At 68.9% G+C, this 14,372-nt stretch carries 11 protein-coding genes; 4 read left to right on the forward strand and 7 right to left on the reverse strand.

The window, feature by feature from the left end:
* Window positions 1-11 precede the first annotated feature (11 nt).
* The 3 genes from acnD to QZH52_RS15225 are packed head-to-tail and all read left to right on the forward strand — an operon-like array spanning window position 12 to window position 4,678.
* Complete coding sequence (gene acnD / locus QZH52_RS15215) at window positions 12-2,606, forward strand: Fe/S-dependent 2-methylisocitrate dehydratase AcnD (protein WP_301810500.1); 2,595 nt, start codon at window positions 12-14, stop codon at window positions 2,604-2,606.
* The gene (gene prpF, locus QZH52_RS15220; protein ID WP_301810501.1) at window positions 2,606-3,799 is read left to right on the forward strand and encodes a 2-methylaconitate cis-trans isomerase PrpF; all 1,194 of its coding nucleotides are present in this window, start codon (window positions 2,606-2,608) and stop codon (window positions 3,797-3,799) included. The genes acnD and prpF overlap by 1 nt, the downstream gene beginning before the upstream one ends.
* Before the next feature lie 18 nt (window positions 3,800-3,817).
* Window positions 3,818-4,678 (forward strand): isocitrate lyase/PEP mutase family protein, encoded by an 861-nt coding sequence (locus QZH52_RS15225; RefSeq protein ID WP_301810503.1) that lies wholly within the window; start codon window positions 3,818-3,820, stop codon window positions 4,676-4,678.
* A gap of 55 nt (window positions 4,679-4,733) precedes the next feature.
* On the opposite strand, the gene QZH52_RS15230 is transcribed toward QZH52_RS15225, so the two are convergent.
* Complete coding sequence (locus QZH52_RS15230) at window positions 4,734-6,026, reverse strand: NAD(P)-binding domain-containing protein (protein WP_301810505.1); 1,293 nt, start codon at window positions 6,024-6,026, stop codon at window positions 4,734-4,736.
* 280 nt (window positions 6,027-6,306) lie between these two features.
* Between QZH52_RS15230 and QZH52_RS15235 the strand changes: the two genes are divergently transcribed.
* The gene (locus QZH52_RS15235) at window positions 6,307-6,750 is read left to right on the forward strand and encodes an outer membrane lipoprotein (protein ID WP_301810509.1); all 444 of its coding nucleotides are present in this window, start codon (window positions 6,307-6,309) and stop codon (window positions 6,748-6,750) included.
* A 75-nt stretch (window positions 6,751-6,825) separates the two neighbouring features.
* Here QZH52_RS15235 and QZH52_RS15240 read toward each other — a convergent pair whose 3' ends face one another.
* From QZH52_RS15240 to QZH52_RS15265, 6 genes are all read right to left on the reverse strand, one after another.
* On the reverse strand, window positions 6,826-9,360 hold the full coding sequence (locus tag QZH52_RS15240) for an AI-2E family transporter (protein ID WP_301810512.1): 2,535 nt from the start codon (window positions 9,358-9,360) through the stop codon (window positions 6,826-6,828).
* Window positions 9,339-10,613 (reverse strand): phospholipase D-like domain-containing protein, encoded by a 1,275-nt coding sequence (locus tag QZH52_RS15245; protein WP_301810517.1) that lies wholly within the window; start codon window positions 10,611-10,613, stop codon window positions 9,339-9,341. Before QZH52_RS15245 ends, QZH52_RS15240 begins: the two co-directional genes overlap by 22 nt.
* 154 nt (window positions 10,614-10,767) lie before the next feature.
* Window positions 10,768-12,018: an ROK family transcriptional regulator gene (locus QZH52_RS15250; protein ID WP_301810520.1), complete on the reverse strand. Its 1,251-nt coding sequence runs from the start codon at window positions 12,016-12,018 to the stop codon at window positions 10,768-10,770.
* Between the two features lie 17 nt (window positions 12,019-12,035).
* Entirely contained in the window at window positions 12,036-12,830 is a 795-nt protein-coding gene (locus QZH52_RS15255) for an ATP-binding cassette domain-containing protein (RefSeq protein WP_301810522.1), read from the reverse strand.
* Between the two features lies 1 nt (window position 12,831).
* A complete protein-coding gene (locus tag QZH52_RS15260; protein ID WP_301810524.1) occupies window positions 12,832-13,806 on the reverse strand; it encodes an ABC transporter permease in 975 nt (324 codons plus the stop codon).
* A gap of 34 nt (window positions 13,807-13,840) precedes the next feature.
* A partial coding sequence (locus QZH52_RS15265; protein WP_301810526.1) for a substrate-binding domain-containing protein occupies window positions 13,841-14,372 on the reverse strand: 532 nt, incomplete at its 5' end.

Genomic DNA, 14,372 nt, shown 5'->3' on the forward strand with positions numbered 1-14,372 from the left:
AGAACCCGCGCATGAACACCTCGTACCGCAAGAAGCTCCCGGGCACGTCGCTGGACTATTTCGACGCCCGCGAAGCCGTCGATGCCCTTCGGCCCGGCGCCTGGGCCGGGCTGCCCTACACCTCGCGCGTGCATGCCGAGAACCTGGTGCGCCGCTGCGACCCGGCCATCCTCGACGACTCGCTGCTGCAGTTGATCGAACGCCGGCGCGACCGGGACTTTCCCTGGTTTCCGGCCCGCGTGGTGTGCCACGACATCCTGGGACAGACCGCACTGGTGGACCTGGCCGGCCTGCGCGACGCCATCGCCGACAGGGGCGGCGATCCGGCCCAGGTGAACCCTGTGGTGCAGACCCAGTTGATCGTGGACCACTCGCTGGCGGTCGAGTTCGCGGGCTTCGATCCGGATGCGTTCGCCAAGAACCGCGCCATCGAAGACCGTCGCAACGAAGACCGGTTCCACTTCATCGAGTGGACCCGGAAGGCCTTCAAGAACGTCGAGGTGATCCCGCCGGGGAACGGGATCATGCATCAGATCAACCTCGAGCGGATGTCGCCGGTCGTCCATGCCAGGGACGGCGTGGCCTTCCCCGACACGCTGGTCGGCACCGACAGCCACACCCCCCACGTGGACGCGCTGGGCGTGATCGCGATCGGCGTCGGCGGGCTCGAAGCCGAAAGCGTGATGCTGGGCCGAGCTTCCTGGATGCGGCTGCCCGACATCGTCGGCGTCGAGCTCAGCGGCAAGCCAGGGCCCGGCATCACGGCGACCGACATCGTGCTGGCGCTGACGGAGTTCCTGCGCCAGCAGAAGGTGGTGGGCGCCTATCTCGAATTCCATGGCGAAGGCGCCTCGGCATTGACCCTGGGCGACCGGGCCACGATCTCCAACATGACGCCCGAGTTCGGCGCCACGGCGGCGATGTTCTCGATCGACCGGATGACCATCGACTACCTGCGCCTCACCGGACGCACGGACGAACAGGTTCGCCTCGTCGAGACCTACGCGAAGGAAGTGGGACTCTGGTCGGACGCATTGGCCAGCGCGGAATACGAGCGCGTGCTGCGCTTCGACCTGCGCGCGGTGGTGCGCAACATGGCCGGCCCGTCCAACCCGCACAAGCGCCTGCCGACCTCCGAGCTGGCCGCGCGCGGGATCGCTGCCGAGTGGGAGGACGTGCCGGGCCGGATGCCCGACGGCGCAGTGATCATCGCGGCCATCACCAGCTGCACCAACACCAGCAACCCGCGCAACGTGATCGCCGCCGGCCTGCTGGCGCGCAATGCCAATGCGCGCGGGCTCGTGCGCAAGCCCTGGGTCAAGTCGTCGCTCGCGCCCGGCTCCAAGGCGGTGCAGCTGTACCTGGAAGAGGCCGGCCTGCTGCGCGAACTGGAACGGCTGGGCTTCGGCATCGTGGCCTTTGCCTGCACCACCTGCAACGGCATGTCCGGTGCGCTGGACCCGGTGATCCAGCAGGAGGTCATCGAGCGCGACCTGTACGCCACGGCCGTGCTGTCGGGCAACCGCAATTTCGACGGCCGGATCCATCCCTATGCCAAACAGGCCTTCCTGGTGTCTCCGCCGCTGGTCGTGGCCTACGCGATCGCCGGCACCGTGCGCTTCGATATCGAGCGGGACGTGCTCGGCATCGACGCCGACGGCTTGGCCGTGACGCTGAAGGACATCTGGCCGAGCGATGCCGAGATCGACGCGGTGGTCGCCGCCAGCGTCAAGCCCGAGCACTTCCGCCGCGTCTACGATCCGATGTTCAAGATCGGCGTGGCCGGCCACGCGCCGATCAGCCCGCTGTACGACTGGCGCCCGCAGAGCACTTACATCCGCCGCCCCCCGTACTGGGAGGGCGCGCTGGCGGGCGAGCGCACGCTGCGTGGCCTGCGCCCGCTGGCCTTGCTGCCCGACAACATCACGACCGACCATCTGTCGCCGTCCAACGCCATATTGCGCGACAGCGCGGCGGGCGAATACCTGCAGCACATGGGCCTTCCCGAGGAAGACTTCAATTCCTACGCCACGCACCGCGGCGACCACCTGACGGCGCAGCGCGCGACCTTCGCCAATCCGCAGCTCGTCAACGAGATGGCCGTGGTCGACGGCAAGGTCCGGAAGGGTTCGCTCGCCCGGATCGAACCCGAGGGCCGGGTGGTTCGCATGTGGGAGGCCATAGAGACCTACATGCAGCGCAAGCAGCCGTTGATCATCATCGCCGGCGCCGACTACGGACAGGGCAGTTCGCGCGACTGGGCGGCCAAGGGCGTTCGGCTGGCAGGCGTGGAAGCGATCGCGGCCGAGGGCTTCGAGCGCATCCATCGCACCAACCTGATCGGCATGGGCGTGCTGCCGCTGGAGTTCAAGCCCGGCGTGAATCGCCTGACGCTGGGCCTGGACGGCACCGAGACCTACGACGTCGTGGGTGAGCGTCGACCGCGCGTCGACCTGGGCCTGGTGATCCGCCGCCGCAACGGCGATGTCGTCGAGCTGCCGATGACCTGCCGGCTCGATACCGCCGAGGAGCTGTCGATCTACGAAGCCGGTGGCGTGCTGCAGCGTTTTGCGCAAGACTTCCTTGCTTCCACGGAACTGGCCTGATGTCACACACGCCACAAATCAAGATCCCGGCGACCTGCATGCGCGGCGGCACCAGCAAGGGCGTGTTCTTCCGCCTGCAGGACCTGCCGGAGGTGGCGCAGCGCCCCGGGCCGGCACGCGACGCGCTGCTGCTTCGCGTGATCGGCAGCCCGGACCCCTACGGCAAGCAGATCGACGGCATGGGCGGCGCAACCTCCAGCACGAGCAAGGCGGTGATCCTGTCGCGCAGCAGCCGGCCCGGCCATGATGTCGACTACCTGTTCGGCCAGGTGGCCATCGACCGGCCCTTCGTCGACTGGAGCGGCAACTGCGGCAACCTCTCCGCCGCCGTCGGGCCCTTCGTGATCGCCAACGGACTGGTCGATGCCAGCCGGCTGCCGCGCAACGGCATGGCGACGGTGCGGATCTGGCAGGCCAACATCGGCAAGACCATCGTCGCGCACGTGCCCATGAGCTACGGCGCCGTCCAGGAGACGGGCGACTTCGAACTCGACGGCGTGACATTCCCGGCGGCCGAGGTGCAGCTGGAATTCATCGACCCGGCCGACGAGGGTGACGGCGAGGCCGGTGGCGCCATGTTTCCGACCGGCAACCTGGTGGACGACCTGGAAGTGCCCGGTGTCGGCACCATGAAGGCGACGCTGATCAACGCCGGCATCCCGACCATCTTCGTCAATGCGGATGCCGTCGGCTACGCCGGCACCGAGCTGCAGGATGCGATCAACGGCAGCGACGCCGCGCTGGCGATGTTCGAAACCATTCGCGCGCACGGCGCCGTGCGCATGGGGCTGATCCGGGACATCGCCGAGGCCGGCCTGCGCCAGCACACACCCAAGGTGGCCTTCGTGGCGCCTCCCGCGGCCTACACGGCCTCCAGCGGCAAGCCGGTGAACGCGGCCGACGTCGACCTGCTGGTGCGCGCACTGTCCATGGGCAAGCTGCACCACGCGATGATGGGCACCGCGGCGGTGGCCATCGGCACCGCGGCCGCCATCCCCGGCACCTTGGTGAACCTGGCGGCCGGTGGCGGCGAACGCACCGCCGTGCGCTTCGGCCACCCCTCGGGCACGCTGCGCGTCGGCGCCGAAGCCAGGCAGGTCGACGGCCGGTGGACGGTCACCAAGGCCTTGATGAGCCGCAGCGCCCGCGTGCTGATGGAAGGCCAGGTCCGCGTACCCGGCGACAGTTTTTGAATCTCAGGAGTCTTTCCAGTGTCCACTCGCAAGCAACTCAGATCGCTGGTCGAAGCCCGTCGCGGCGTGATCGTCCCGGGCGCCTTCAACGCGCTGTCCGCCAGGGTCATCGAAGACCTGGGGTACGAAGCCATCTACGTCACGGGCGCCGGCGTCACCAACATGTGGTTCGGCATGCCGGACCAGGGCTTCATGGGCCTGCACGAGATCGCGGACCACACCGCGCGCATCCGCGATGCGGTCGAGCTGCCCCTCATCGTCGACGCCGACACCGGCTTCGGCAACGCGCTCAACGTGCGTCACACCGTGCGTGTGCTCGAGCGGGCCGGCGCCGACTGCATCCAGCTCGAGGACCAGCTGGCGCCCAAGCGCTGCGGCCACTTCTCGGGCAAGGAAGTCATTTCCACCGAGGAGGCGGTGAGCAAGATCAAGGCGGCGGTCGATGCGCGGCACGATCCGGACTTTTTGATCATGGCGCGCACCGACGCCTGCGCCACGCAGGGTTTCGAGGCCGCCCTCGAACGCGCCCAGTTGTTCGCGCAGGCGGGTGCCGACATCCTGTTCGTCGAGGCTGTCACCACCGCGGAAGAGATCCGCGCGCTGCCGGGGCGATTGGGCAAGCCGCAGCTGATGAACATGGTGATCGGCGGCAAGACGCCGATCGTCGGCGCCGACGAGCTGGGCCGCCTCGGCTACGGCATCGTGCTCTACGCCAATGCGGCGCTGCAGGGTGCGGTGGCGGGCATGCAGAAGGCGCTGACGGTGCTGCGCGATGCCAGGCGCGTCGACGAGGACCCGGCGCTGGTCGTGCCGTTCGCGGAGCGGCAGCGCCTGGTCGGCAAGCCGGTCTGGGATGCGCTGGAAAAGCGCTACACCTGATCGCCCGCGCGGATCGCGGTCGTGGGCTCGATGGGCCCGCCGCCGCGCAACGGCGTCAGAGCAGAGGGTAGGGCTGGTCGTCCGGTGTGCCGAGTGCCAACTCGCGATAGAAGTCCCAGCCCCGCTCGCCGGCGTAGGTGCCTCGGTCCCGCTCGGCGAGGTAGCGCACGATGTCGAAGTGGTTGAGCCTGCCGTCGACCGGTTCCATGTCCAGCTGCGCCGTGCCGCGGATGTGCGACATGACGGATCGCGCCATCAGCATGAAAGCCCAGGGCGCGGCGCCGATGCCATCCAGTCCCACGCCCGGAAAATAGAGGTCCGGCGCATCCAGGCTGCGGAAGATGCAGGCGCAGCGCGAGGCCAGTTCGGCGACGGTTCGCACGCGTGCAATGCGCGGCTCTTCGAAGTACGAGAGGTCGGTCTGGTAGCCCGTGCCCCAGAGGAGCACGTCCCCCGCGAGCCGCGTGCCGTCCGACAGCGTCACGTGGCGCCCCTCGATCTTCTCGACGCTGCCCGGATACCGCTCCAACTCGGCAAAGCTGGCCAGCATGCGTGCGCGGCCGGGTATGAGCTGGTCTTGCCGCACGTCCAGCAAGCGCTGGGGTCGGATCGACTGGATGCCGAACTTCTCGTAGCGGGACAGCAGGTCGGCGCCGATCGTCTCGTTCTGCTGCGTGACGGTCATGCCGCTCGCCTGCATCTTCGCGTAGGGCCGCACGCTGCCGGCGATCGCCTTCGGCTTTCCGGTCGGCGTGAACCAGCGCAAGCCCCGGTACACCCATGCGATCCGGCGCGCCTTGTGCTCCAGGCACAGGTCCAGCAAGTCGAAGGCCGAGGCGCCGCCGCCGACCACGATCACTTCGCGTCCGGTGAGCTCGGTCGGGTCGCGCAGGGCGCTGGAGTGCAGCTCTCGCCATTCGCTGTCGCGACGAATCGCATCGGGTATGGCGGGCGTGTTGTGGCCCCCGGTGGCCGCCACCAGATGACGCGCCCGCACCGTGCCGCGTGGCGTATCGAGCTCCCAGCATGTGTCGGTGTAACGCGCACGAGACACCGGGCTGTCGAACCGGATACGGTCTGCCAGTTCGAAGCGCTCGACCCATGCCTCTATGTTGGCGAGGATGCACGGCTGCTTCGGGCCACCCAGCGGCAGATCGCCGACGGTCCAGTCGGCCGGGCTGATCTGGATGTCCTGCCACGCCGGAAGCTGGCGCCACAGGCCGCCGACGCCGTCCTGCTTCTCGAGCAGCAGCGTATCGAGGCCCGCCTGCCGGGCGTAGTGCAGGTGGATGACGCCGGCGACCCCTCCGCCGACGATGGCCAGGTCGAGCAATGGGGTGGCTTGCATGGATGCTCCTCCTCATGGCCCAGGGGCGCGGTGCACGGAGGGAGATCGCCTGGCAGCCGAGTGGCGCGATGATGCGCCCGATGTTCGAGGCGTGGCAATAGCGGGCCTGGAACGGCCGCCAACGGCGACGACGGAGGCACGCGCGAAATTGCCCCTAAGTGCAGTAGACGGCGTCGTGGAAGCAGCACATAGTGCGCGCACGAGGCTGGCGAATCTGTCTTCGTCGTCTCCCGAGCCCGATCCGCATCGGTTTCATCCACCCTGTACCGGAGTCCAATTCATGAAAGTGCGCCTCTTCTCCTTGTTTTCCGCATTTGCAATGGCTGTCCTTCTCACCGCTTGCGCCGCACCGGGATCGCAGCAAGGGTCGGTGACGATCCGGCAAGGCAAGATCGAGCAGATCGCGCCAACGGAGATTCCCACCTCTCACCATACGGGTGTGGGTGCCGTGCTCGGCGGGCTCGCCGGGGTGGGCATCGGCAGCCTGATCGGCGGGGGTACCGGCCGCGATGTCGCCATGGTGGTGGGCGCGATCGGCGGCAGCGTCGCGGGCAGCCAGATCGCCGAGCGCTACAGCAAGCCGCTGGAAGGCCAGCAGATCTTCGTTCGCACCGACAGCGGTGTGCTGGTCGAAGTGACGCAGCCGGTGACCCCCGGCCTGCGAGTGGGCCAGCGGGTCTTCATCCAGGGCAACGGCGAGGGCGCTCGCGTGGTGCCTCAGTGAAGCTGCCTGAATGAAGCTGCCGCGGTGTGAGTCGCTCTCACGCAGGCGGCCGCGCGGCTTCGCGTCCGGTCCGCGTCAGCCCGACGGCAGCAGCTGCCCGACCGTGGCCGACGGCGGACCCATGGCCGCCGGCGCCGGCACCATCTCGCCCCATTGCGCGGCCAAGGCCTGCAGGGCCTGCATCAGGTCCTTGGCCATGGCTTCCAGCAGGCGAACCTCGCTCTGGCTGAGCGCGCGGGGTTCGACATCCAGCAGGCACAGCGTTCCCAGCACGTGGCCGCCCGGTCCGCGCAACGGCGCGCCCGCATAGAAGCGCAGTCCCTTGCCCTGCAGCGCGGGGTTGCCGGCGAAGCGCAGGTCCCTCGACGCATCGGGCACCACCAGGGTCTGGGCGTTCGCGACCACATGGCCGCACATCGACAGCTCGCGCGGCATGCCGAGGTCGTCGCCGCGCAGCGGCGCGGCATCCGGGCTGGCCGGCAAACGCAACTCGCCGTAGGCGCCGCGCACCTCCTGCGTGCTCTCCTCGATCAGCGACACCATGGCCATCGGCACGTCGAACACGTCGGCCGCGCGCTGCGTGGCGGCATCGAAGAGCTCCTTTGCGCGCGGATCGAGCGCGCCGCTGGCACGCAGGGCATGGAGCCTTTCGGCATCCGCTTCGGGGCGCGCCGCCTGCATGAAGCCCTCGGTCGGCTGCATGCCGGTCAGTGCGGCGATCGCGACCACCGCCTCGCCGATCGAGGTGACGACGCCGTCCGCGCCGAGGTTGCGGATCGCCTCCTCGCCCAACAGCTCCGGTGGCGCGTTCCACAGGCCGAGCACGACCCGCGTGCCGGGCCAGCGACGCTTCAGCCGCCGGCAGAAGTGGCGCGCCGCAACCTGCGGATCGGGGCTGAAGTACGAGATGCACACGCACTGCACGCCGCCCAGGTCGAGCCCCGCGATGAAGTCCGCGTTGACCGCGCCGGCCCCGTGCGGCAGGGCGACGCAGCCCTGCATCGACAGGGCATGCGCCAGCATGCGCGCCGCCAGGGTATCGACTTCCCATTTGCCCCCGATGCACACCACCGCGGCGGGCACGGAGGCCGCTTGCGGTTCGGGATGAAGCTCTCGCATCTCGTCGATCAGGGCCTCGATGCCGATCACCACGCGATGCCGGTGCTCGGCACGCGCCACGTTGGCGTGATCGCTCGAGGCCATGCGCAGCACCTGCAGCCCGGTCTCGTTGTAGAAGCCGAGCACGTTGTGGTCGGCGACCTGGTCGGTCGCGAGTTCGATGGCTTCCTCGACATCGTCGGCGATCAGGCGCTGGTAGATGCGCGTCGGCGCGTCGAGGGCGGGCTGGCTCCCGAGCAGGACGTCCAGGAAGCGCAGCCGTGGCAGGTGCCGGCCGATGACCATCAGGCAGACCGTCAACGGCGTCGACATGATGAGACCCAGAGGGCCCCACAGCGCGGTCCAGAAAGTCGCCGCGACCATCAGCGACATGGCCGAGAGTCCGGTGCTCGCGCCGTACAGCCAGGGCTCGATCACGTTGTTGCTCAGCATCTCGAGCGCGATGATGAGACCGATGGTCCACAGCACCATGCTCCAGCCGGGATCAACCGCGAAGGCCAGCGCGATCGGGAACACGGCGGAGATCATCGGACCCACGTACGGAACGAAGCGCATCACCGCCGCCACCGCGCCCCAGAGCATCGCGCCCGGCACGCCGATGAACCACAGGCCGAGCGCCATCGGCACGCCATAGCTGAAATTCACCACCAGCTGCATCGTGAGGTATTTGCTGATGCGCTGGCCGGCCTCGTCCATGGCATCGGTCGAACGATGCAGGCTGCCTCCCCAGAGCCGAACCAGGCGATCGCGCAGGTCCAGCCGATCCAGCAGGATCAGCACCACGAAGACCAGCACGATGCCCGCGGTCGCCAGCGGCGCGCTCGCCATCTCGAGCAACGAGATGCCTTGCTGGAAGGACGAGGGCGTCTTCTCGACCAGCTGCACGGCTTGCGCCGGCGCGGGCGCCGTGCTGCCGGTGGCGCCCCTGGCGCCCGCGCGAGCCGGGGCCGGGGCTGGCGGTGCGTCCTCGACCTCCTTCTTGAAGGTGTCGAAGGTCTTGATGACGCCGTCGAACATCCCTGGGCCGCTGGCCCGGGCGCGAAGCTCGCTGAGCTTGGTCTTGATGTTGTTCTGGTAGGTCGGAAGCTCGGCGCTCAGGGTACTGACCTGACTGCCGAGCAGCAGGCCCGCCATGCCCATCGTGCCGAGGGCCAGCAGCACCACGAGCATCACCGCGGGCGCGCGCGGCAGGCCCAGCCGCTTGAGGCGCATCACGAGCGGGTCGAGCACGAAGCCCAGCAGGAAGGCGAGGGCCAGCGGCATCAGGATGTCGCGGCCGAAATAGAGGGCCGCGATCACCACCGTTGCCGTCACCGCGCCGGCCATGGTCCTCAGTTCCGGCACCAGCGAGACCAGGGCGAGGGCGGTGGAAGGCGCGGCGGCGTCCGGTGCCGCGCTCGCGGCGGCAGCGTGCTCAGGGCCCGCGCCCGACTCTCGCGAAGGGTAGGCGGCCGGCCGCGCCCCTGGCTTCAAAGTTGGCTCGACAGCCATGCTGCGACGTGCTCCATGGCTTTCTCCGTGAGAGGACGGTCTCGCCACGCCGCCAGCGTGAGCTGTCTGGATTGCTTCAGGTCCGCCTCGAACTGCGCGGTCTGTGCCGCCGCGAAATCCTCGTCGTAGATGTTCAGGTTGGCTTCGTCGTTGAGCCTGAAGGAGCGGTTGTCGAAGTTCGTGGAGCCGACCGAGACCAGCAGGCCGTCGACTGTGAAGACCTTGCAATGGAACATCGTCGGCTGGTACTCGCTCATCTGCGCGCCCGCCTCCAGCAGCGGTCCCCACGAAGCCCTCGATGCCCCGCGGACCGTCTGCGAATCGATGATGGGTCCCGGCGTGATGATGCGCACGCGCACCCCGCGCCGCATGGCGGCCACCAGCGCGCCCACTGTCAGGTCGTCGGGCACGAAGTACGCGCTCGACAGGTCGATGGTCCGTGTCGCCGCGGCGATCGACAGCAGGTACATGAGGTGCATGCTCTCGCTGCCGCCGGACGGCGAGCTGCTGAACATCTGGGCGCGTCCCTCGCCCACGGGTTCGATCGGCGGGAAGTAGCGTCGGCCATGGAGGACGTCGCCCGAGACCTTGACCCAGTTGTCCATGAAGACAGCCTGCATCTGAGCGACCACCGGCCCCTCGACCTTGAAGTGGGAGTCGCGCCAGTGCTCGGCGTCCTGCGCGCTGCCGGTCCAGTTCGGCGCGATGCCGACGCCCCCTGTGAAGCCGATGCGTCCGTCGACGACCAGCAGCTTGCGGTGGGTGCGGTTGTTCATGCGGGTGATGTCGTACCAGACGGGCTTGTGGAACTTCCGGATCTCGACGCCCGCATCCTCCATCTCGCGCAGGAATGCCTCGTCCACCTTGGCGCTGCCGAGCCAGTCCAGCAGCACATGCACCTTGACCCCCGCCCGGGCCCTTTCGGCGAGGGCGTCGGCGAAAGCCTTGCCGATGTCGCCGGACCAGTAGATGTAGGTCTCGAAGGTGATGCTCTGCCGTGCCCCGCGAATGGCGGCCAGCATCGGGGGAAAGATCTGGTCCCCGTTGTAGAGGGCCTCGAAGCGATTGCCGTGCGTGATCGGGGGACCCAGCATGACGCCCAGCACGTGTTGGTACTGCGGATCGTGCAGCGCGTACTCGCGCCTTACCTGCTCGTCGAGCTTTTTCTCGCCGCTGCGGAAGTTGAGGACGAGCAGCGTGGCGGCCAGCGTGAGGACGAAGGTCCAGCCGATGGCTTTCAGGTGGCGGCGCATGCGGCCCTGTCGCGCGTGTCGAAAGTTGACAAGAGGTACTCCGTTGGCTTGGACCAAGCCGTGCGAGGTATGTTGGCGCCAGGCGCCCTGCGCGCGAATCGTCCTCGGGAGTCAACTCATGTAGGCCGGCGAGCCGACCCGTCGAGGGCCCCCGTCAGCCCGCGCCCTTGTCCAGCTTCAGGAACAGGTCCCGGTCGGGCGCGAAGTTGGCATGCAGCGGCAGCAGCGCACCGCCGAGCGCGCGGGCGTCCGAGCCGGTGGTGCCGGGCAGCAGCTGCGGGCATTCGACGCCTTCCCAGCTGTAGCGGCTGCGCGCGGCCGACACCGCGTCGAGCAGCGCCTCGAGCAACTCGCGGCTGAACGAGCCGTCGATGATCACGCCTTCGAGATCGAGCAGGCAGGCGGCGTCGTGGATCGCCAGCACGATCGCGGGTGCGGCCTCGTCCAGCCAGGCTTGCGTGATCGGCTGCCACGGCGCCTCCAGCGCCCGCCGGTCGGACACCGCGTCCGGGTCCAGCCCGGCTTGTTCGAAGCGCCGCTCCAGCATGATCAGCGAGGCCACGCTGAGCAGTTGCGGCGGCGGCGCGGTGTCGCCCGGCATCGCCCGGTGCAGGGCCAGCGAGCCGATCGCGCCTGCGTTGCCGTTGAGTCCGCCGCGAAGGTGGCTGTCGATCACCAGTCCACCGCCGACGAAGGTGTCGACGAAGATGTAGACGAAGCTGCGCACGCTGCGTCCGCGCCCGGCCACCAGTTCGGCCACGCAGGCGGCCGCGGTGTCCTTGACGAAGCTCACCGGCAAGGTCGACAGCGCCGCCACCCGAGCCCGGACGTCGGTGCGGTTCCAGGCCGCGGCGCGGTCGGCCTCGACGCCCAGCAATGCCTGCCAGCCGCCCAGAGACAGAGGCGCCGCGATGCCGATGCCCTGCAGCCGCTCCTGCTCGGCGGCACCCAGCAGCGCATGGAATTCGGCCAGCCGCGCGGCAATCTCGCCGAACACCGCCTCGGGTCGGGGATAGTCGTAGCTCAGGCTGCGCCGCGCCCGCACCGCGCCGGTGAAGTCGACCAGCAGCATGTCGAGGCTGCGCCGGCCGAGCTTGATGCCGATCGAGAAGGCACCGTCCGGGTTCAGCGCCAGCGGCACCGAGGGCTGGCCGACCTTTCCGCGGAGCAGGGCGCCGCGCAGCAGCAGGCCGTCGTCGATCAGCCGCTTGGTGATCAGCGAGATGGTCTGCGGCGTCAGTTTGGTCAGCCGCGCCAGCTCGGCGCCGGGCATCGGGCCGTGGTTGCGGATCGCCTGCAGCACCACTCGCTCGTTGTACTGGCGCAGGCCGCCCTGGCTCGAACCGCGCGGGCGCAGCCGGGTCGTCTCCTGCAACCCGTCGTCGGCCGAGGGCAGCGCCGTCATCGCACGCACCGCCCCGCTCACGCCAGGCATTCGGCGGGCAACTGCTCGGGCGGCAAGGCCCCGGTCATCACCGCGACGGTGTCGCTCATGCTGATCTTCTTCGGGTTCAGCACCGCGCCGCGCTTGCCCAGGCGGGCCACGTGGATGCGGTCGGCGATCTCGAACACGTGCGGCATGTTGTGGCTGATCAGCACCACCGGCAGGCCCTTGTCGCGCACCCGCCGGATCAGCTCGAGCACCATGTTGCCTTCCTTGACCCCGAGCGCCGCGGTCGGCTCGTCGAGGATCACGACGTGGCTCGCGAAGGCCGCCGCCCGCGCCACCGCCACGCACTGGCGCTGGCCGCCCGACAGCGTCTCGACCGCCTGCGTCATCGAGCGGATGCCGACCTTGAGGTCGTTCATGCGCGCGATGCTCTGCTCCAGCATCTTCTTCTTGTCGAGCATGCGCAGCACGTTGCCGAGGAAGCCCTCGCGCCGGATCTCGCGGCCCAGGAACAGGTTCTCGGCGATGGTCATCGCGGGCGCCACGGCCAGGTCCTGGTAGACCGTCTCGATGCCCTCGCGGCGGGCGTCGATGGGGGCCTTGAAGTGGATCGGCTTGCCGTCCAGCAGGATCTGGCCCTCGTCGGGCACGGTGGCGCCCGACAGGCACTTGATCAGCGAGGACTTGCCCGCGCCGTTGTCGCCGATCACGGCCAGGATCTCGCCGGCGCGCAGCTCGAAGTCGGCGCCGTCCAGCGCCGTGACCTGGCCGTAGCGCTTGATCAGGCCCTTGGCCTGCATCACCAGGGGTGCGGTGGTGGCGGTCATGTCAGCGGCCTCCCTTGCGCGAGAGTTGGTCGACGGTCACGGCGACGATCACCAGGATGCCGGTGATCAGCACCTGGTAGACCGACGACACGCCCATCAGCGTGAGGCCGTTGCGCAGCACGCCCACCACGATGGCGCCGACCAGCGAGCCGAGGATCATGCCGCGGCCGCCGAACAGGCTGGTGCCGCCCAGCACCACCGCGGTGATGGCGTCGAGGTTCTCGGTCTGGCCCGCGTTGGGGTCGCCGACGCCGGTGCGCGCCACCGACATCAGCGAGGCGATGCCGTAGAACACGCCGGCCAGCACGTAGACGCCCAGCAGCACGCGCTCGGGCGGGATGCCGACCAGCCGCGTGGCCTCCGGGTTGTTGCCGACCGCGTAGACGTGCCGTCCGGCACCGGTCTCGCGCAGCCAGAACCACACGCCCAGGTAGAGCAGGATCATCAGCACGGTGCCGTAGGCGACGTTGGTGCCGCCCAGCGCGAAGGTGCTGCCGAACCAGGTCATCATCGGCGGCACCTCGGTCACGGTCTGCGCGCCCGAGTACAGCTGGGTGATCGCAAAGGCGATGTTGAAGGTGCCCAGCGTGACGATGAAGGGCGGCAGCTTGATGCGCGTCACCAGCAGGCCGTTGATGAGGCCGAAGCCGGCCGTGACCGCGATGCCGGCGAGGATCGCCAGCGGCGCGGGCAGCCCCATGTCGGCCGCCAGCTTGGTCATCACGATGCTGCCCAGCGCCATGATCATGCCGCACGACAGGTCGATGCCGGCCGTGAGGATGATCAGGGTCTGGCCGATCGCGATCACGCCGACCACCGTCACCTGCTGCAGGATCAGCGAGAAGTTCTCGCCGCTGAAGAACTGGTCGGTCGTGAAGCCGAAGGCGATGCACGCGATCAGCAGGGCGATGAACGGGCCGAGCTGCCCGAGCGGGGGCAGCTTGGCGCCCAGGGTGGTGGAGGGGATGGCGGCCATGGTGGTGCGTGTCCGGTGTGCAGCAGCGCTGCCCTTACTTCTTGCCCCAGCACAGCTCGGTGCCCACCTGGGTGTCCTTGCTCTCGACGCCGGCCACCGGCTTGGCGGCGATCAGGGTGACGCCGGTGTCGGTGTAGCCGCTGACCTTCTTGCCGCTGGTGGCGTAGTCGACGCCGGCGGCCACGCCCATGGCGGCCATCTTCAGCGGGTACTGCTGCGAGGTGGCGGCGATCTTGCCGGCGGCCACGTCCTTGATGCCGTCGCAGCCGCCGTCGACCGAGACGATCATCACGTTCTTGTCCTTGCCCGACTTCTGCAGGGCGTTGAAGGCGCCGGCGGCGGCCGGCTCGTTGATGGTGTAGACCAGGTTGATGTCGGGGTTCTTCTGCAGGCAGTTCTCCATCGCGGTCTGGCCCTTGGCGCGGTCGCCGAAGCTGTCGGCCATGCACACCACCTCGGCCGGGCGGGCGAGTTCGTTGTTCTTGGCGTCGTTGCTCTTCAGGCCGAAGCCCTGCAGGAAGCCGTTGTGGCGCTGGGCGCCCACCGGGTGGCCCGGGAACAGGTCG

It is taken from the genome of Variovorax ginsengisoli, assembly GCF_030486595.1.
In the GTDB taxonomy this organism is placed as follows: domain Bacteria; phylum Pseudomonadota; class Gammaproteobacteria; order Burkholderiales; family Burkholderiaceae_C; genus Variovorax; species Variovorax ginsengisoli_B.